Source organism: Pseudomonas sp. K2I15 (assembly GCF_002204795.1).
In the GTDB taxonomy this organism is placed as follows: domain Bacteria; phylum Pseudomonadota; class Gammaproteobacteria; order Pseudomonadales; family Pseudomonadaceae; genus Aquipseudomonas.
In genome coordinates this window covers 1-18,760 of the sequence record NZ_NIXO01000056.1, presented here as the reverse complement: position 1 = coordinate 18,760, position 18,760 = coordinate 1, and the positions used below count along the sequence as shown (strand labels likewise).

The 18,760-nt window shown below is 61.1% G+C and carries 18 protein-coding genes and 1 pseudogene; 12 read left to right on the top strand and 7 right to left on the bottom strand.

Annotated features, from left to right (window positions below; genetic code table 11):
* Positions 1–4: 4 nt before the first annotated feature.
* From CEC48_RS25345 to CEC48_RS25335, 3 genes are all read right to left on the bottom strand, one after another.
* Positions 5–1,387: an amidase family protein gene (locus CEC48_RS25345; protein WP_256579777.1), complete on the bottom strand. Its 1,383-nt coding sequence runs from the start codon at positions 1,385–1,387 to the stop codon at positions 5–7.
* Between the two features lie 212 nt (positions 1,388–1,599).
* Positions 1,600–2,388, bottom strand: coding sequence for an amidase family protein (locus CEC48_RS25340; protein WP_088426230.1), 789 nt, complete (start codon positions 2,386–2,388; stop codon positions 1,600–1,602).
* A 113-nt stretch (positions 2,389–2,501) separates the two neighbouring features.
* The gene (locus CEC48_RS25335) at positions 2,502–3,560 is read right to left on the bottom strand and encodes an MBL fold metallo-hydrolase (RefSeq protein WP_088426229.1); all 1,059 of its coding nucleotides are present in this window, start codon (positions 3,558–3,560) and stop codon (positions 2,502–2,504) included.
* A 123-nt stretch (positions 3,561–3,683) separates the two neighbouring features.
* Between CEC48_RS25335 and CEC48_RS25330 the strand changes: the two genes are divergently transcribed.
* The 4 genes from CEC48_RS25330 to CEC48_RS25315 all read left to right on the top strand — a co-directional run bounded on the left by CEC48_RS25330 (position 3,684) and on the right by CEC48_RS25315 (position 7,705).
* Complete coding sequence (locus CEC48_RS25330) at positions 3,684–4,304, top strand: TetR/AcrR family transcriptional regulator (protein WP_088426228.1); 621 nt, start codon at positions 3,684–3,686, stop codon at positions 4,302–4,304.
* Positions 4,305–4,491: 187 nt separating this feature from the next.
* Positions 4,492–5,550 (top strand): diguanylate cyclase, encoded by a 1,059-nt coding sequence (locus CEC48_RS25325; RefSeq protein ID WP_088426227.1) that lies wholly within the window; start codon positions 4,492–4,494, stop codon positions 5,548–5,550.
* 239 nt (positions 5,551–5,789) lie between these two features.
* Positions 5,790–7,109 carry a PAS domain-containing methyl-accepting chemotaxis protein gene (locus CEC48_RS25320; RefSeq protein ID WP_088426226.1) on the top strand — a complete coding sequence of 440 codons (1,320 nt, stop codon included), beginning with the start codon at positions 5,790–5,792 and terminating at the stop codon, positions 7,107–7,109.
* A gap of 80 nt (positions 7,110–7,189) precedes the next feature.
* A complete protein-coding gene (locus CEC48_RS25315) occupies positions 7,190–7,705 on the top strand; it encodes a DUF1003 domain-containing protein (RefSeq protein WP_088426225.1) in 516 nt (171 codons plus the stop codon).
* 125 nt (positions 7,706–7,830) lie between these two features.
* On the opposite strand, the gene CEC48_RS25310 is transcribed toward CEC48_RS25315, so the two are convergent.
* Positions 7,831–8,715, bottom strand: a complete 885-nt coding sequence (locus tag CEC48_RS25310) for a LysR family transcriptional regulator (protein ID WP_088426224.1) — start codon at positions 8,713–8,715, stop codon at positions 7,831–7,833.
* A gap of 80 nt (positions 8,716–8,795) precedes the next feature.
* Between CEC48_RS25310 and CEC48_RS25305 the strand changes: the two genes are divergently transcribed.
* Positions 8,796–9,491: a CTP synthase gene (locus CEC48_RS25305; RefSeq protein ID WP_088426223.1), complete on the top strand. Its 696-nt coding sequence runs from the start codon at positions 8,796–8,798 to the stop codon at positions 9,489–9,491.
* Positions 9,488–9,811: an antibiotic biosynthesis monooxygenase gene (locus tag CEC48_RS25300; RefSeq protein WP_088426222.1), complete on the top strand. Its 324-nt coding sequence runs from the start codon at positions 9,488–9,490 to the stop codon at positions 9,809–9,811. The genes CEC48_RS25305 and CEC48_RS25300 overlap by 4 nt, the downstream gene beginning before the upstream one ends.
* 206 nt (positions 9,812–10,017) lie before the next feature.
* Here CEC48_RS25300 and CEC48_RS25295 read toward each other — a convergent pair whose 3' ends face one another.
* A complete protein-coding gene (locus tag CEC48_RS25295; RefSeq protein ID WP_088426221.1) occupies positions 10,018–10,341 on the bottom strand; it encodes a DUF2025 family protein in 324 nt (107 codons plus the stop codon).
* Positions 10,342–10,573: 232 nt separating this feature from the next.
* Here CEC48_RS25295 and CEC48_RS25290 point away from each other — a divergent pair, with 232 nt between their 5' ends.
* The gene (locus CEC48_RS25290) at positions 10,574–11,701 is read left to right on the top strand and encodes a glycerophosphodiester phosphodiesterase (RefSeq protein ID WP_088426220.1); all 1,128 of its coding nucleotides are present in this window, start codon (positions 10,574–10,576) and stop codon (positions 11,699–11,701) included.
* Positions 11,702–12,379 (top strand): AraC family transcriptional regulator, encoded by a 678-nt coding sequence (locus tag CEC48_RS25285; protein WP_088426219.1) that lies wholly within the window; start codon positions 11,702–11,704, stop codon positions 12,377–12,379. It abuts the gene before it with no gap.
* On the opposite strand, the gene CEC48_RS25280 is transcribed toward CEC48_RS25285, so the two are convergent.
* Positions 12,320–13,249: a sterol desaturase family protein gene (locus tag CEC48_RS25280; protein ID WP_088426218.1), complete on the bottom strand. Its 930-nt coding sequence runs from the start codon at positions 13,247–13,249 to the stop codon at positions 12,320–12,322. The two genes, CEC48_RS25285 and CEC48_RS25280, sit on opposite strands and share 60 nt — an antisense overlap.
* Positions 13,250–13,389: 140 nt before the next feature.
* On the opposite strand from CEC48_RS25280, the gene CEC48_RS25275 reads away from it, so the two are divergent.
* The 4 genes from CEC48_RS25275 (at position 13,390) to CEC48_RS25260 (ending at position 18,032) form a co-directional block, all read left to right on the top strand.
* Complete coding sequence (locus CEC48_RS25275) at positions 13,390–13,695, top strand: PepSY domain-containing protein (RefSeq protein WP_088426217.1); 306 nt, start codon at positions 13,390–13,392, stop codon at positions 13,693–13,695.
* A gap of 185 nt (positions 13,696–13,880) precedes the next feature.
* Entirely contained in the window at positions 13,881–15,056 is a 1,176-nt protein-coding gene (locus tag CEC48_RS25270; protein ID WP_088426216.1) for a GAF domain-containing sensor histidine kinase, read from the top strand.
* Between the two features lie 101 nt (positions 15,057–15,157).
* Positions 15,158–16,180 (top strand): transporter, encoded by a 1,023-nt coding sequence (locus tag CEC48_RS25265; RefSeq protein WP_088426215.1) that lies wholly within the window; start codon positions 15,158–15,160, stop codon positions 16,178–16,180.
* A 235-nt stretch (positions 16,181–16,415) separates the two neighbouring features.
* A complete protein-coding gene (locus CEC48_RS25260; protein ID WP_088426214.1) occupies positions 16,416–18,032 on the top strand; it encodes an inorganic phosphate transporter in 1,617 nt (538 codons plus the stop codon).
* Positions 18,033–18,189: 157 nt separating this feature from the next.
* Here CEC48_RS25260 and CEC48_RS25255 read toward each other — a convergent pair.
* Positions 18,190–18,760, bottom strand: a pseudogene (locus tag CEC48_RS25255) (allophanate hydrolase); the annotation flags it as partial.

The window sequence follows — 18,760 nt, the reverse complement described above, 5'->3', positions numbered from 1 at the left end:
CGGATTAGCCCTGGCCGGGTGTAAACGCAGGCTTCCTGATTGCATGGGAAGCCTGCTCATACCCGTAGGCGATCGAGAGCAACGTGGCTTCGCTCAAATTCGCACCATAGAAGTGAACAGCCGTTGGCATGCCTTGCTCGTCCATGCCCGATGGCATGGAAATGCCGGGGTAGCCCGCTGCCGCCGAATAGTAATAACTGTCCGAGAGAAAGTTGGACACCATGGCATCGAGCTTGTAGTCGGTCAGCGGCTTATCGATGGTGTTTTTGAAAATCGGCCCGATAGCGGCCCACAACTCGTTGCGCTCATCATCACTGACGCTCAGCTCGCTGATCATGGTGAGCAGCGCTTGATCGGGTACACCCGGGCCATTGTGACGCTCGTTGAAGTCGATCAGCTCAGACAGCGATTTCACCGGCAAGCCTTCCCGACCGGCCAGGTACGCTTCAAGCTGATGCTTTACATCCGCGTACAGCGCACGGCCATAGTCATCATACGTATCGTTCGTTACGCCCTCATCCAGCCGCCCCACAGGCACCATCACCGCACCCTTGGCCTGCAGCTTCTTGATGGCCTCTTCAAAATGCTGCCTGTCGGCTTTTTTGGCGGGGTCGCTGGTATCTTCTGCCGACAACTCAGGCAACGGCGTGTAACCAATGCGCTTGCCCACCAAGGCGTCAGGCTTGATCCCCTGGGTATAGAGGTTCGTATCAGTCATCGCATCCAGCGCTTGCGCCGCGTCGCGCACGTTGCGGGTGAAGGTGCCTACCGTATCCTGGCGCGAACTGGTCATCACCCCTTCGGTGCTCACCAATCCCTCGGTCGGCTTGAACCCAACAACACCGTTATAAGCCGCCGGCGTGATGATCGAGCCATTGGTTTCGACACCCAATGCCAACGGCACAATCCCTTGGGCGACCGCTACAGCGGAGCCGGTACTCGACCCGGCCGCCTGGCCACCCAACCGATGCGGGTTGAGGGTCTGACCGCCCCTGGAGCTCCAGCCATCAAGCGGTGTCTCAGAGCGAAAGTTGGACAGCTCGCTCATGTTGGTTTTTCCAATAATCACCACGCCGGCCTTCAGCAGGTTGTCCACCACCTTGGCATTTTTGGACGCGGGCCTGCCCACCAGCGCCATTGAGCCACCGCTGGTCTGCATCTTGTCGTTGGTTTCAAAGACGTCTTTGAGCGCTATCGGAACGCCATGCAACGGCCCGCGCACGCGGCCTTCGGCACGTTCCTTATCGAGTGCACGGGCTTTCTCACGAGCATCAGGGTTGATTTCAATGAACGCATTGGCGCCCTGCAAACCCTTGTCCATATTGGCGATCAGTTTCAGCGAATCCCTCACCACCGAGTCCGAACCGGGGCCATTGGGCCTGGCCATGTCCGCCGCCAAATCGTCGGCACTGCGGTAGGCCTGTGGCGGGTTCGCCACCGCGTCGAAAAGACCAGCCCCCCATCCCGCGCCCAAACCTGGTCCGATCATAAATGGCTCCCCCTTCCCGTCTGAATGTTGGGATACCGTTCGATATCCAGCCTCAGTCTAAGAAACGGGTCACTCACTGACTCGGGGGTAACTCTTGCAGACGCGTACGATCACTCTCCCCGAGGAGTAGGCACTTCAAGCTGCCCCAAAACCTGCTGGCAGCCGCGCACCAACGCAGCCAGACGATCGCCGGCCCAATGCGCGCCATAAAACCAGACAACTCTGGAAACCCCATCGGCGTCCACGCCGGCGGGCACGCGAAAGCTTGGGTTGCCTGTGGTGGATGCTTGATGAAACGCGCCACTTTGCGCATCGGACATCACACCATCCAGCCGATTTTCCGTGACCCGGTCGTTGATCTCGTTGCTCGATTCGAGGGTGAAATGACGCGTGTTATCCGCGACAAGGGCCTGCACGGGCACCAACTCCGCACCGGCTGTGCGAAGTACGCTCAGTACCCGGGCAAAGTGCGCGCTGTGCTTGATCGGTTCCCGAACATCACCGGCAACATATTCGCTGGCAAAACCAATGCGGCTGCCTGCCAACGACGGTGTGTTTCTCAAGTGACCCGCATCGGCGACCGGCGGGATCTCCACCATCACCGGCCCCTCGGGGTCAACGCCGCTGAGGGCGATCAGGGATAACGAGGGGTCGCGCACGGTGCGCATCAGCGGGCCGGGGATGTCGAACCTGGGGCCGTAACCGCTCGTGACGGCAAACTCCAGGCCGCCCTGGTGAACGTTCGAACTGACGATCGCACCGGCGGCGTCACTGCCAAATACGACGCCCTTGCTGACGCTCGGTGCGCAAGACAGAGGGACAGAACTTTCCCCCGAGACTGACTGTTTGAACAGACACGGCGCGCCCGACGCGGTGACCTTCCTACTCTTTTCGTCCATACACTCCCACGCCTCGAAACTGGTTTTCGAGGAATGATTGCATCCTTTTACCCGGACTGTTGTAGGCCGGAAACACCTTGCAACTCAGCGGCGAGATCGCAGCTAAATAGCTATCACCCGCCGACGTGTTGCTCGTTACCGGCATGCTCGACTTCCAGCCACCAGGCCTGCCCGCGCTCCGGTTGATTGAGCATGAAGGCCTGCCCCATCGGTGGCGTGGTGATCGACACATTGCGCTCCCACGCCAGCGCCATGATGCGGTCGAAGGGCTCGTGCCAAGCATGAAACGCCAGGTCGAACGTGCCATTGTGGATCGGCAGCAGCCAGCGGCCTTTCAAGTCGATGTGCGCCTGCAGGGTTTCTTCCGGTTGCATGTGCACATGAGGCCAATCGACATTGTAAGCACCGGTTTCCATCAGGGTCAGGTCAAACGGACCGTACTGCTCGCCGATGCGCTTGAAGCCCTCGAAATAACCGGTATCACCGCTGAAGAAAATCCGCCGTGCACCGTCGATCATCACCCACGAGCACCAGAGCGTCTGGTTACCATCGAACAGGCCGCGCCCGGAAAAATGCTGGGCGGGCGTGGAGACAAACCGAATCCCGTCGACTTCAGTGCCCTGCCACCAGTCCAGTTGCCGCACCTTGCTGGCATCCACGCCCCACTTGATCAACGTATCGCCCACACCCAGCGGCGCGAGGAAGTGGCGGGTCTTGTCCGCCAGTTGCACCACCGCCTTGCGGTCCAGATGGTCGTAGTGGTTGTGGGAAAGAATCACCGCCTCGATCGGCGGCAGGTCCTCAAGGCTGATCGGTGGCTGGTGGAAACGCTTGGGGCCGGCCCAACTGAACGGCGACGCACGCTCGGCGAACACCGGGTCGGTCAGCCAGAACTTGCCGCGCATTTTCAGCAGGACGGTGGAGTGCCCAAGGCGGAAAACGCTGTGGTCGGGGGCGGCAAACAATTGCTCGCGGGTCAGCGGCTGCACCGGAATCTCCCCCACCGGCCGCGTGCTGCGGGGCTTCTGGAAGAGCATCTTCCACATGATGCCCAACGTCTTACCGAAGCCGCCATGCGGGATGGGCTTCTGATTGGTGAAGTGACCTTGCTGCTGTTCAGAAGACTTGGGCGCTGTAGAAGAACTGTCGAGACGGGTTGAGATCGTGGCCATTACCGAGGAACTCCTGCAGACTGCTCTAAAAGTTACACTGCACAGTGTAGTTTCTAGATTGCAACAAAACCGGGAGCAAGTAAACTACCGAGTGTAAGTTTCCCTTCAGAGCCGAAATCCCCCATGACTGTACCCCTGCGCCTCACCGACCGTAAACGCGAAGCCATCGTGGCAGCCGCCATCGCTGAGTTTCGCGACAACGGTTTCGAGGTCACCAGTATGGACAAGATCGCCGCCACCGCCGGTGTTTCCAAGCGCACGGTGTACAACCACTTCCCGAGCAAGGAAGAGCTGTTCGCCGAGATCCTGCACCAGCTGTGGGTCCGCACCGTTGCGCAACTGGACGTCAGCTATGCCAGTGACCGCCCGCTACGTGAGCAACTGCGAGGGTTATTGCAAGCCAAGATGACGATGATGTCGGACGCCAACTTCCTCGACCTGGCCCGTGTAGCAATTGCCGCCACTATCCATTCGCCGGAACGCGCCCAGGACATGGTCAGCCGCCTGAGCAATCGCGAAGAAGGCTTTACCCAGTGGGTGCGCGCCGCCCAGGAAGACGGCCGGTTAAGCTGTACCGACCCGTGCTTCGCCGCCCACCAGGTGCAAAGCATGCTCAAGGCCTTCGCCTTCTGGCCGCAGATCACCCTGGGCCAGCCTATCCTGGACGCCGACGCCCAGGCGAACATCATTGAGTCAGCCATCGACCTTTTCCTGGCCGGTTATGAGGTGGTGCCGCAGCACTGACCTGTTGCAGGAGCGACATCCAAGGTCGTTTTTGCATGATTCGGCGCGTGTCCTTTGCAAATGGCCTCGAAGGACACTGATTATTCCCACACGAATAACTGACAATATTCACAGATCTTATCCGACCAGTGGTTTTCCCGATCACGTACGCCGTCGTACCTGCAAAAAAGAATCGACCCAGGAAGCTATGGAAAACCAACGAGGCAAAGGGCTGTCATTTGCCAGACGTATCTACAGGCCAAGGATCATCGGCCTGGGCATCGGCTGCATCAGCGTCATCGCTGCGCTTTACCCACTGCAAATGCCAGGCTGGGTCTGGGCGTTGCTGCTGTTCAACGGTTATGGCTGGGCGCACCTGGCGTATCAACTCTCGACCCGCTCCGATTTCCCCTACAAGGCTGAACGGCGAAACCTGCTCTACGACTCGCTGCTCGGCGGGTTCTGGGCCGCGACCACACAATTCACGCCCCTGACAGCCGTGACCATCCTGTCGATGATGACCATGAACAACGTCGCCGCCGGCGGCAAACGCTTGTTCCTCCACGGCATCGTGGCGCAACTGGCGGGCATCGGTGTGTCATGGTTGTTGTTCGGGATCACGTTCAATCCCGAGGTCAGCCTGCTCCAGGTCTACGCCTGCCTGCCGATGCTGACGTTGTATCCCATGGCACTGGGCATGGTCTGCTACCGCCTGGCGATCAAATTGTCGGAGCATAAACGCGCCCTCAGTGCCCTTAGCCGCACCGACAGCCTCACCGGCCTGCTCAACCATGGCTCGTGGAAAGACCTGCTGCACCTGAAGTTTCACAAGTGCCAGCAACAACACGTCCACGCCACCATCGCGCTGATCGATATCGACCACTTCAAGCAGATCAACGACAGCTACGGGCACATCATCGGTGATCAGGTACTGCGCCAACTGAGCCTGGAACTGCGACGCAACCTGCGGGAAAACGACCTGGGCGGGCGTTACGGTGGCGACGAGTTCTGTGTGATTCTTCCGGACATGCCCCTGGAACAGGCCGCGCACGTCATGGAGCGCATGCGCGAAGTGTTCAACAACTACCGTAATCCGCAAATCCCCGAACTGCGGGTCAGCCTGAGCATTGGCCTGGCCTCGTTCCAACCCGCCTTCACCGACGCCGCAATGTGGCTCAACGCCGCGGACCGCGCGCTGTATGCGGCCAAGGACACTGGCCGTAACCGGGTCAATGTCAGCGACTACGTGGTCGCCCATAGCGCCTGAATCCTGCCGGCTACATCTCGTCTGAATTAAACGCAGCCGCCACCCAGCGATAGCATAATGCCGCCATTGGTCGGCGGCTGTAGAACTTCTTGCCGGCATTACCACTCAGAACCCGCTGTTCCACCCCTCTGTCAGCACAAGGAAGCTGGCAATGAGCACGTTTGCCGTAGGCTGAAGCCTTACGGTGGCAGGCGCCCCCATGGATACCCCTGACGCTTGCTTCCCCCGAGCACACGACCATGCTATTCAACGCCCATAAAAAAACCATCAGTACCCTGCAAGCCACCCTTGCCCAGCAGGCCAGCCTTCTCGACGCCATCGACCGCTCCATGGCGGTGATCGAATTCGATTTGCAAGGCACGATCCTTCGGGCCAACGAGAATTTTCTCAAGGCCATGGGCTACAACGCCGACCAAGTCGTGGGCCAGTCCCACCGCCTGTTCTGCACCCCGGCATTTGCCCGCAGCGCCGAATACGGCCAGTTGTGGACGCAACTGCGCAACGGCCAATTCCAGTCGGGCACCTTCGAACGGGTGACCAGCAGCGGCCAGCCCATTTGGCTGGAGGCCAGCTACAACCCGGTGCGTGACGAATCCGGCAGTGTGGTGAAAGTGGTGAAGTACGCCATGGACGTCACCCCGAAAGTGCAGGCCGAAAGCGAAGCCAACGCCAAGTTGCAGGCCATCGACCGCGCCATGGCGGTGATCGAGTTCAACCTCGACGGCACCATCATCAGCGCCAACCAGAATTTCCTGCATCGCATGGGCTACAGCCTGGCGCAGGTCCAGGGCAAGCATCACCGCATTTTCTGCACTCCGGAGATGGCCAACAGCAGTGCCTACGGCGATTTCTGGGGTAGGCTGAACCAGGGTGAGTTGTTCAACGGCCAGTTTGAACGCATCGACAAAAACGGCCAGGCCGTGTGGCTGGAAGCCAACTACAACCCGGTGTACGACGCCAGCGGGCGCCTGTGCAAGGTGGTGAAATATGCCTCCGACGTCACGGCCATGGTGGAGAAACACGCCGCCGATGCGCAAAGCGCGACCCAGGCCTATCACATCTCACTGCAAACCCGGGACATCGCCGAAAAAGGCGCCGAGGTGATCCAGCAGACCGCCACGGGCATGCGCGAGATTGCCGCCAATATCGACGGTTCTTCTGCGCTGATCGCCAAGTTGGGCGAGCGTTCGCAGCAGATCACCGCCATCGTCAACACCATTCGCGGGATTGCCGACCAGACCAACCTGCTGGCCTTGAACGCCGCCATTGAAGCGGCGCGCGCTGGCGAGCAAGGCCGAGGGTTTGCGGTGGTGGCCGATGAGGTACGGCAATTGGCGGCGCGCACCAGCGGTTCAACGGCGGAGATTTCCTCGATGATCGAGATGATCCAGACCGAAACCCGCCAGGCCATCGACAGCATGGACGGCACCCGCGACCGCGCCGCGCAGGGTGTGGAGCTGGCGAACCAGGCCGGCACGGTGATCCTGCAAATTCGCGAAGGCGCCAGCGAAGCGGTGCAGGCCGTCAGCGCGTTTGCCAATGAACGGGGCAACAGGTAAGCGACAGGCTTCTTCATGTGCCTGGTCGAGGGCTCGGTCTATAGTGGTGGCTTGTCTTACGCCACGGATTCGAGCCCGCCATGACCCCGGATAAACCTCAAGCCAACGTTGATCATCTGCGTTTTCACCGTAAACACGCCCACCTCGCACCGACCTTTGGCAACGACACGTTTGCGCTGAAAGCCGAAGCCTTTGCGCGCTTCTTTGGCACGCCGACGTTCCTGGGAGCGCAGACGGCGATCGTGATTCTTTGGGTCGTGCTCAACGTAACCGGCATCACGCATTTTGACGTCTACCCGTTCATCCTTTTGAACCTGGCGTTCAGCCTGCAATCGGCCTATGCCGCGCCCTTGATTTTGCTGGCCCAAACCCGCCAGGCCGCACGGGACAAGGCCCAGTCCGACGCCGACGCACAGCACCGCGAAGCCCTGGCCGTGGCCAACACCGAACGCCAGGCCCAAGCGGCGCAAACCACCAAGCAATTGATGGAACTGCTGGAACAGAACACCAAGCTCACCGAGATGACCAAGCAACTGACCGAACGCATCGAAGGGCTGACCACCGAGATGCACGAGCACTTCGTACGCAAAACCTAGCCCCACCACACCTCTAATGTGGGAGCTGTCGAGCTTTAGCGAGGCTGCGATGCAGGCGCCGTGCAGTTGCAGGTACACCGCGGTGATGCCATCGCAGCCTCGCTAAAGCTCGACAGCTCCCACTGTTAGTGCTCCGGCAAACGCACATGCTGGCCCAACTGATCAAATAACGTGACCACCGAGCGCAACGCCCGGCAATCCGGGCGCGTGAGTAGCCACAGGGCGGTGTCGTGCCCCACCAGCGGCGGGCTTAACGGTTGCAGGCCGGCGCCCAGTAAATAGTCCGGCAACGCCGCCACGCCGAGCCCCGCGCGCACCAGTTCGGTCACCGAGACCATGCTGTTGCAGCGATAGGCGGGCATCACCCCCGGCAAATGCTGGCGCCGCCAGGTAACGGTGGGGTGGTCAGGCAGGAAGTCATCCGGTGCAATCCAGCTCAGGGCGGCCAACTCCGCGCCCGCATGTTGGCGGGCATATTCGGCACTCGCACACACCCGATACGACACCGTACCCAGGCAACGTCCTACCAGATGCTCGGGCGGAGCCTTGGTCAGGCGCAAGGCGATATCCGCATCGCGGCGGCTGAGGTTGGCAAAATCATTGGAGGTGCTCAGCTCCAGGGTCAACGCCGGGTAGCCGGGCATGAACTGCGCCAGGGCTGGCAATAACAGTGACTGCAGCACTGAATCGGTACAGGTCAGGCGCACCGTGCCGTTGATCACTTCACCGCCCTGCTCCACCCCCACACGCGCGGCCTCCAGCGCCTGTTCGGCACGCTCAGCCTGCTCGGCAAGGGTGGTGGCCAAGGTGGTGGGCAGGTAGCCGGCGCGGCTCTTTTCGAACAGCGTCTGGCCCAGCGCCGCCTCCAGCCGCCGCACCGCGCGAAATACCGTGGACACATCCACCCGCAACAATGCCGCCGCCCGTGCCAAGGTGCCACCACGCACCAGCGCGAGGATCAGGGAAAGGTCGGGATAGTCGATCTGATAGTGCGCGGCTGCATTGAACATGTGGGCTAACGCCAATATTGATTGCGTGAGCGCCAATCTATAGTCAGCACCAGGATTCAACAAGCCACGGGATACCCTCAATGCGTAAAACCACCCTGCACCTGGCCCTGATCGGCGACTACGATGCGCAAGTCACCGCCCACCAGGCCATCCCTTTGGCGTTGCAACAGGCCGGCAAGGCCTTGGGCCTGACGGTACGCTTCGACTGGCTGGCCACCGACACGATCAAATCCACCGAGCAATTGCAGCACTACGATGGCTTCTGGTGCGTGCCCGCCAGCCCCTACCGTGACCTTGACGGCGCCTTGCTGGCCATCCGTTATGCCCGCGAACACCGGCGGCCTTTCCTCGGCACCTGCGGCGGTTTTCAACACGCGGTGCTGGAATATGCCCGCAACGTGCTGGGTTGGGCCGACGCAGAACATGGCGAACTGGCCCCCGACTCGCCGCGCGCGGTGCTCACGCCCCTGACCTGCGCGCTGGTGGAGGCGACTGACACCATTCGCCTGATGGCCTTCACCCGCATCGCCGAGGCCTACGCCACCCTCGATATTCATGAAGGCTACCGTTGCCGCTATGGCATCAATCCCGACTTCGAAAGCGCGCTGCTGGAGGCCGACCTGATTGCCAGCGGCCATGACTCGGCGGGCGACCTGCGGGCGGTGGAGTTGCTGGACCATCCGTTTTTTGTCGCCACCTTGTTCCAGCCGGAACGGGCGGCACTCAAGGGCATCACACCGCCGCTGGCCATTGCGCTGCTGAAGGCCTGCGCATGATCGCCAAGACGCCTGCCCCGCCGTACTACGCGGTGATTTTCAGCTCCCTGCGCACCGAAGGCGACCAAGGCTACGGACAGGCCGCCGAGCGCATGGTGGAACTGGCCCGGCAACAGCCCGGGTTTCTCGGTGTGGAGTCGGCGCGTGGGGACGATGGGCTGGGCATCACCGTGTCCTATTGGAGCAACGAAGCCGCGATCCTGGCCTGGAAGCAGCACGCCGAGCACACGCAGGTGCGCGAACAGGGACGCTCCACCTGGTACTCGGCATGCCATACGCGGGTGTGCAAGGTGGAGCGGGCTTACGCGTTCGAACGCTGAAACATGAACCTGTGCAAAACACTCAATGTGGGCAAGGGGCTTCTGTGGCGAGGGAGCTTGCTCCCGCTGGAGTGCGCAGCGCTCCCAAGCTTTTGGGTCTGCTGCGCAGCCCAGCGGGAGCAAGCTCCCTCGCCACAGCAAGCTCCCTCGTCACAGCAAGCTCCCTCGCCACAAAAAGCTCTCTCGCCGCAGGGGCAATGTGGCGCTCAACTGACCAAACTACGCACCGCACTGATCTGCGCAATTTCCACCCGGCGCATATACACCCGCAGCGGTTCGGTAATGTTGATGCGATCGTCGATATTCTGGTCCAGCAACAACTGGATCCGCTCGCGGGACAAGGTCATGGCCTGCTCGCTCGCCGGCTGCCAGACAAATTCTGCGGTAGGAATGATGCCGTCATCGGCCACGTCCATGCCGAAGGAATCTTCGCTGAAACGTACGAGGTACTGGCCAGTCTTGCGGTTCAGGCCAACAAAACCGTGGAGTTGGTCGGCAGCCTGGCAGATAAGCTCAGAGGTGATGCGCATGGTAAACCTCACTGAAAAGTCCTACTTGGACTGGAAAGATGGCTTACACGCGTGGCAGAAAAGTCTGCCCTCTGATGGGGCAGCTGATGGCAAGAGTACTGCATAGCACAGCACAAAAGCGCAGAAAAATGGCCGCTGAACACGTTAATGTCGGTTTGGTGATAGCGCCATTCGCATTCAATTGTTAAAAAGGAGCCCTTCTCAAAGTTACCTCCACGAAAGGACTTCGCATATGCCTGTCACGTTTACCAAGAGTGCCCTGCTGCTGGCCCTGATGCTGGGCCTTGGCCACGCACAGGCGGCAAGCCCGATCAGCCCTACCGAACTCGCGGCCAACGAAGGCATCCCGCACCCTGCGGTCATCGCCCACCGTGGCGCCTCCTTCGATGCACCGGAATCCACTGCAGCCGCCTACAAAGTGGCGCGTGACCTGGGTGCCGACTACCTGGAAATGGACCTGCAACGCAGCAAGGACGGCGTGCTGTTCGCCCTGCATGACAACAACCTGCAACGCACCACCGACGTTGCCACCAAGTTCCCCGAGCGCAAAGACAGCCCGGCCAACGAGTTCACCTGGGCGGAGCTTAAAACCCTCGACGCCGGCAGCTGGTTCAACGCCGCCTACCCGGATCGCGCTCGCCCTGGCTTCGTCGGCTTGAAAATCCTGAGCCTGGACGAAATCATCAAGATCGCCGAAGGCAACCCGCAGCACAAACCCGGCCTGTACATCGAAACCAAAGAGCCGAAGCAATTCCCGGGTATCGAAGCCGACCTTAAGAACAAGCTGCTGGATAAAGGCTGGCTGAGCTCTACCGGCTCCAACCAGGCCCAGAAAAACATTGGCGTTGGCCAGGGCAAGGGCCGCGTAGTGCTGCAAACCTTTGAGAAGGACAGCCTGAAAGAACTGCAAAAAGAGATGCCCAACACCCCGAAAATCCTGTTGTTGTGGGTCGGTGAAGGCAGCATCGAGCCAAAATCCAAGGTGACCTTCGCCGAGTCCGGCGAGCCCACCAAGGCCGCCTACTACGCCAAGCAAGAACCCAAGGACGCCGCCGAGTTCGAAAAATGGCTCGACGAGGCCAAGAGCCTGGGCGCCATCGGCACCGGCCCTTCGGCGCAGTTGACCAACCTGGGCGACCAGAGCTATTCCGACCTGGTCAAACCCGAGATGAACCAGTTGACCCACGACAAGGGCATGCTGGTGCACGTGTACACCGTGGATGAGCCGGTGGACTTCGACAAGGTGATGAAAGCCGGCGTCGATGGGATCTTCACTAACCGTTCCGCTGAACTGCTGAAGTACTACAAGCGCTGGCCGTCCTCGAGTGTGGCCGACCTGCTGCAGGACAACGGTTACTGAGTGAACCGCGAATGGTCAGGCCGCCTGTGGCTGGGGCCTGATTACGGGCTGATCCAGGGTATACCGGGGCGCACTGCGCCCCATGCGCACTATGCCCACCAGTTGATGTTCTCCCCGGGCGGGCCGATCACGGCCAGCCTCGATGGCCGTGTCACCACGGCCCATCGCCTGCTTATCCCCTCAAGAATTCCCCACGCCATCCTCCACACCGACGGTGAAGTGTTGATGGTGTATGCCGAACCCGGCGCGTTTGATCTCGCCCCTTTGCAGGCAGCCCTGGCCGAGAGTGAGCTGTCCCTTGAAGCACTCAACAACACGCTGCGGCAGTTGCCGAGACGCGCACTGGCAGACGCCCGCGTGGAGCGCGCGCTGCAGGCGCTGGATCAGCAACTGAGCGGCAAGGTCTCGGCCCACGCCCTCGCGCAGGCGGCACACGTTTCGTTGAGCCAGTTGGAGCGTTTGTTCGCCAATCAGCTGGGTTTGCCGGTACGCCGCCTGGTGCTGTGGCGACGCTTGCGTGTGGCGCTGGGGCTGGCGCTCGGCGGCAGCACCTTGACCGAGGCGGCCCATGGCGCCGGGTTTGCCGATTCGGCGCATTTTTCCCGGACCATGAAGCAGCTATTCGGCGTCACGGCCGGGGCGTCGTTGCGCAACCTGCACGTGCGAATCATGGAATAGGTCGGCGGGAACCGGCGGCTCCTTGCTCAATCGCACCGTCCTGAACGGATCGCGTAACTGCGCCACGTAATCCAGCGGAAAGTCCGGCCGGCTGCCAATTCCCAAATCGCCCTGCGCCATTCGATAATCGCGGCTGTAAAACGCCGTGCCCAGCAGCCAATCCCACAGATTGAAAAACAGCCCGAAATTCACATCGCCCGCCCGGCCATATTTCATGTGATGAAAGCGATGCACCGGCGCCCAGGCAAACACCCAACGCAGCGGCCCCAGGCGCATGTCGACATTGGAGTGCTGCAACAGCAGTTGAATGGCAATCGCCAGGGCCAACAACAGCGCCACCTCCGTGGGAATGCCCAGCAGGATCAACGGCGCCAGCCCTGCCGTAGCTTCAAGCATCTGGTGCAACGGATGCTTCATCAAGCCATTGAAACCATACAACCGCTGCACGCTGTGATGCACCGCATGCAGGCGCCACAAGGCCGCGACTCGGTGACTGGCGTAATGCATCAGGGTGATACCCGCATCGGCGATAAAAATCGCCAGCAGCAATTGCGCCCAGAGCGGCCACGCACGCGGCCATACACCGTCGACGGCCAGCAGCGCGGTCAACACCGGCAAGATCAATAAGCCCAGCGCATTCAGGCCTTCATTGACCAACGCATGAATCATGTCGCGGCGGCGATCACCCTGGTTGCGATTCCACTGCGGCTCGTAGGGCAACCACCCCTCCGCGATAAACGACACCGCCACCGCCGTCACAAACACCAACGCCAGCCATTGCGGTGCTTCCACCTCTACCAGCCACAACGCCCATCCGATAAACCCCGCCCAGAACAAGGGCGCATACACCCAGGCCATTAACTGTTTCATCCGTGCCTCCCATCAGTGAGACGCCAGCATGAAACCCCGCACTCGCCGCCGATTGAACAAACGGCGCAATTTTAAGGGAGAGTTAAGTTGCGCTGGTTAACCTGATCCCACTTAAACAGCTCACCCCAAAGGATCACACCATGAAAAACCTCACCGCTCTGTTCGCCGCTGCTGCTCTGACCGTCACCGCCGGTTTCGCCCAGGCCGATGTGCGCCCGGACCAGATCCCGAGCCTGCTCAAGTCCGGTGCCATCATGGATTTCGAAAAACTCAACGCCAAGGCACTGACTCAGCACCCCGGTGCAACCATCGTCGACACCGAGCTGGAAGACAAAGCCGGCCGCCTGGTCTACGAGACCGAACTGCGCGACACCAGCAATGTGAAGTGGGACGTGAAGCTGGATGCCAAGACCGGCGAAGTCCTGGAAAACAAGCAAGACACCTGAGTTAAACCGTAAAAACGCCGCGCCGCCTTCGGGCCGCGCGGCTTTTTTTTGCGCGTTGGTCGCCCAGAAGAGCAAGTATTCTAATTACGGTGAACGAATGTGTACCTTGCGCCGCCAAGCTCGCTAGAATCCCAACCATCAGCCAAGGCATAACGCCAGCAGCATCAGGATTGAGAACGTTCGCCATGGGGCAAAAAGCCGTCGACATTGCCACCATTGGCAGAATCAGCGCCGTCCCGGCGATTCTCCAGGTGATCAGCGAAATGACCGGCCTGCGATTTGCCGCCGTAGCACGGGTGACCGATGATTCATGGACAGCCTGCGCCGTGCTCGACCGCCTGGATTTCGGCCTGCCCGTGGGCGGCGAGCTGGACCTGACCACCACCCTGTGCCACGAAATTCGCGGTTCCCACGTCTCGATCGTGATCGACAAAGCAAGCGAAGACCCGCTGTACCGCGACCACCACACGCCGAACATCTACCACTTTGAAAGCTATATCTCGGTACCGGTGTTCCGCACCGACGGGCGCTTCTTCGGCACCATCTGCGCCCTGGACCCGAATCCGGCACAACTGCGCAGCAGCACCATCCAGTCGACGATGGAGTCGTTTGCCCGGGTGCTGTCGCTGCAAATCGAAGCCGAAGAAAGCCTGCAGCAGACCGAGGCCGACTTGCAGCAGGAGCGCGAAACCGCCGAGCTGCGAGAGCAGTTCATCGCCGTGCTCGGCCACGACCTGCGCAACCCGCTGTTCGCGATCAACGTCGGCGCCGAGCGCCTGCTGCGCAAACACCCGGACCCGGCCACCGACACTCTGGTGCGGCACATGCTGGCCAGCGGGCGCCGGGCCTCGCAGCTGGTGGAAGACGTGCTGGACTTTGCCCGTGGCCGAATGGGCAGCGGCATCCCGGTAAACATCGGTGAATGCTCGGGGCTGGAAGACACCTTGCTGCATGTGGTGGAAGAGGTGCAGCACGTGCATCCAACACGGCTGATCCACGCCCACATCGGCAACCTCGACGGCGTGCGCGGCGACCGCGAGCGGCTGGCGCAATTGCTCTCCAACCTGGTGGCCAACGCCATCAGCCACGGCAGCCCCGAAGGGCCGGTTGAAGTCAGTGCGCAGGTCAACGCCGGCACCTTCGAACTGAGGGTAAAAAACCGTGGGCTGATCAGTGACCAAGCCATGCCGCTGCTGTTCCAGCCCTACTCCCGACCGACGGGCTCGCTGCCCCAGGCCGGGCTGGGCCTGGGTTTGTACATCGTCAAACAGATTGCCGACGCCCATGGCGGGCGCCTGGAAGTTTCTTCCCACAAGCAGGACGGCACGGTGTTTACCTTCAGCTTGCCGGCCAGCAATTAACGCCCCGCCTCAAACTGTCACAAAACCGTCAAATCCAGTTGCCATGATGCGCTCAAGTGAACCTGTGAAATCTCCTACAGGCACTTTCCCTGCGAGCCTCCATGAACCACAGCATCGACCACAGCCACCAGGACTCCGACCTGTTTGGCTTGCTTTACGGTTTTCGTTTTCGCCCCGGTGAAAAGGGCGAACAGATTGACTCAGCCACCGCCCTGGCGGCCTTGCAGCAACCCGGTGACCCCGAGGAATTCCTCTGGCTGCACCTGAACCTGGCCCACGCCGCCTGTGAGCGCTGGATGCAGGCGCACCTGAACCTGCCGGAAGAGTTCTTCGAAGCCTTGCACGAAGGCTCGCGCTCCACCCGCATCGAACACGTGGACTCGGCCTTGCTGGCGGTGGTCAACGACGTGGTGTTCAACTTCAGCAGCATGGTGTCTTCAGACATCTCCACGTTGTGGGTGTGTGCCCGCAGCCGGCTGCTGATCAGCGCGCGCCTGCAACCGCTGCACTCGGTGGACAAGCTGCGGTCGTCGGTGAAGGCCGGCGAGCAGTTTCGCTCACCACTGGAACTGCTCGTGCATCTGCTGCGGGACCAGGGCGAAGTACTGACGCAGATCGTGCGCAAGACCAGCCTCAGCGTCGACCAGATCGAAGACCAGTTGCTGTCTTCACGCCTGTCTACCAACCGCGCCGAACTGGGCGCCGCGCGTCGGGTGCTGGTGCGCCTGCAACGGCTGCTGGCGCTGGAGCCCGGCTCGCTGCTGCGGTTGCTCAACCGCCCGCCGCAATGGTTGCAGAAGGAAGACGTGAAGGAGTTGCGCAAATCCACCGAGGAGTTTGCGCTGATCATCAACGACCTGATGGCCCTGGGTGAGCGGATCAAACTGCTGCAGGAAGAGATCGCCGCCAACCTCAACGAGCAGAGCAACCGCACGCTGTTTACCCTCACCGTGGTCACGGTGTTGGCGCTGCCGATCAATATCATTGCCGGCTTTTTTGGCATGAACGTCGGTGGCGTGCCGCTTTCTACGGACCCTGAAGGCTTCTGGATTCTGGTGGCACTGGTGGCAACCTTCACCCTGATCGCCGGGCGCTGGGCGTTTCGCAAGCGCACGGATTATTGAATTCGAGATGCGTTCAAAATGTGGGAGCGGGCTTGCTCGCGAATACGGAGTGTCAGTCAATACATTTGGTGGCTGACCCAGCGCATTCGCGAGCAAGCCCGCTCCCACATTGGATCTGCAGTGTTTTGCAGACCAGCGGCAAGCCCCTTTCACTTAAACACTGACGTACCGCAGCATCTCTGTAACATTTTGCAATGATCATGACCAACATCCTCCCCACACTGGATGCTCCGGCATGGCCACCCCTTCCCTGACTGCCTCCGCACACGCTTCCACCGCCGATCCCAAACCGCGCCTGGACAAGAAACCCGGCCTTGTGACGGTGATCGTTTTCTTCGCCGTGCTCGCCATGGGCCTGTTGTTCACCGCCTACAGCCTGATGCACGACATGCACGAACTGGGCACCGTGGTCACCACCTGGACGCCGTTCCTGCTGCTGGGTGTGGCGCTGTTGATCGCCCTGGGTTTTGAGTTCGTCAACGGCTTCCATGACACTGCCAACGCGGTGGCCACGGTGATCTACACCAACTCGCTGCCGCCGCATTTCGCGGTGGTGTGGTCGGGCTTTTTCAACTTCCTCGGCGTGCTGCTGTCCAGCGGCGCGGTGGCATTCGGCATCATCGCCCTGCTGCCGGTGGAGCTGATTTTGCAGGTCGGCTCCTCCGCCGGCTTTGCGATGATCTTCGCGCTGTTGATCGCCGCGATCCTGTGGAACCTCGGCACCTGGTGGCTGGGTTTGCCGGCGTCGTCGTCCCACACCTTGATCGGCTCGATCATCGGCGTGGGCGTGGCCAACGCCCTGATGCATGGCCGTGACGGCACCAGCGGCGTGGATTGGGGCCAGGCGATCAAGATCGGTTATGCGCTGCTGCTGTCGCCGCTGATCGGCTTCGCCTTCGCCGCCCTGCTGTTGCTGGCGCTGCGGGCCTTCGTGAAAAACCGTTCGCTGTACAAGGCCCCCAAAGGTGACACCCCGCCGCCATGGTGGATTCGCGGCATGCTGATCGCCACCTGCACCGGTGTGTCGTTCGCCCACGGTTCCAACGATGGCCAGAAAGGCATGGGCCTGATCATGTTGATCCTGGTAGGCACCCTGCCGATGGCCTATGCATTGAACCGCACCATGCCGGCGGGTGAGTCATTACAGTTTGCCGCCGTGGCCGAAGTGACCCAGGCAGCCCTGGTAAAAGCTGCGCCGCAACTGGCTCCCGCCGACTCACGAGCCACCTTGTCGACCTATGTGCGCACCAAGGAAGCGACGCCGGAACTGGTGCCCGCCCTGGCCAGTATCACCGGGCATATCGGTGAAGAAGTGAAGAGTTATGGCTCACTCGCCGCCGTACCGGCCGAGGCCGTCGGCAACGTGCGTAACGACATGTACCTGACCAGCGAAACCATCCGCCTGATGGACAAGGGCAAGGTCGGCAACTTCGATGCCGACACCCAGAACAAGCTGCAACTGTTCAAGCAACAGATCGACAACGCCACGCGGTTTATCCCGCTGTGGGTCAAGATCGCGGTGGCCATTGCGCTGGGCCTGGGGACCATGGTCGGCTGGAAGCGCATCGTGGTGACCGTGGGCGAGAAGATCGGCAAGACTCACCTGACCTACGCCCAGGGTGCATCGGCGGAGATGGTGACGATGCTGACCATCGGCGCGGCAGACATGTATGGCTTGCCGGTGTCCACCACCCATGTGTTGTCGTCGGGTGTGGCCGGGACCATGGTGGCGAACGGGGGTGGCTTGCAGATGAAGACCATCCGCAACTTGCTGATGGCCTGGGTGCTGACATTGCCGGCGGCGATTTTGTTGTCGGGGAGTTTGTACTGGTTGTTTACCAAACTGTTCTAAAACCGGATTGATTTGCTGTTGTGGCGAGGGAGCTTGCTCCCGCTGGACCGGGCTGGCGCTTCAGTGCGCAGCGCTCCCAGGATGTTGGGGCCGCTGCGCAGCCCAGCGGGAGCAAGCTCCCTCGCCACAAAAAAATATCCTCAGCACAACGGGCTCATCAGTTGCTGAAGAGCCCGCCCATCACCTTCAGCCGCCTCTTGTACACCCGCCGCGCCTCCAGCGCCTCTTCCAGCGTCACCGCCACAAACCCCGCCCGCTGGTTCGGCTGCATCTGCCCGATCAAATCCAGATCGGCACTGATCACCGTGCCAATCATCGCGTAGCCACCGCCTGACACCGCGTCCCGATGCAGCACGATCGGCTCCAGCCCCGCCGGCACCTGGATCGAGCCGATGGGGTAACAACTGTCGACGATATTCGACGGATCAGACCCGGCACCAAACGGCTGTTCCCGCGGCTGAAAGCTCAACGCACTGCCGCCCTTGAAGCGATAACCGATACGGTCCGCCTCGGAACCGACCGTCCAGGGTTCGGCAAAAAAACTGCTTTTGGCGCCCGGTGTCAGCCGCTCGTAATACAGCCCGGGCACCACCCGCAACGTCACTTCCCCGCCCACCGACTGGCGCAACGCCATGGGCAAACTATTGCCCGCCCGGCCTTTGCCGCTGGCTTCGCCGACAGGCAATTCATCACCCTCCACCAACCGCCGCCCCTGAAACCCGCCCAAC